Consider the following 405-nt stretch of genomic DNA (forward strand, 5'->3'; position numbering starts at 1 on the left):
AGCGTGCCCTCGGCAAGCGTGAAGGCCACGGATTGACCGGCCGTCAGTGCCAGCGTCTTCGTGGTGTCGCCGACTTTCACGTCCACGGTGCTGACGCCGTCGGCGCCCGCCGTCAGCGTCCAGTTGCCGGAAAGCGTCTGGCCTTCGACAAGCTGTGCCGATTCCGGATCGGTGATCCCGATCACCGGCACGTCGTCGGAGACCGACAGGGTGACGGTGCCTTCTGCCTGGTCGCCGTCGGTGTCGGAAGCGATGACCTTGACCGAGCCGAGGCTGGCCAGGTCGTCGGCGTTGATGCCGGGATGGCTGGCGTAATTGTCGGAAAGCGTCGCCGTCACGGTCGCGCTGTCGCCGCTGCGCACCAGGTCGAGGGTGACGATGGTCACCCCGCCGGCCCGTCCGACG

1 protein-coding gene is annotated in these 405 nt (G+C 67.9%); it reads right to left on the bottom strand.

The features are described 5' to 3' along the window. A partial coding sequence (locus tag AC1Q80_RS30885) for a hypothetical protein (protein WP_492362948.1) occupies positions 1 to 405 on the bottom strand: 405 nt, incomplete at both ends.

The sequence above is a fragment of the Ensifer sp. GW823-FHT05D09 genome, from assembly GCF_058795755.1.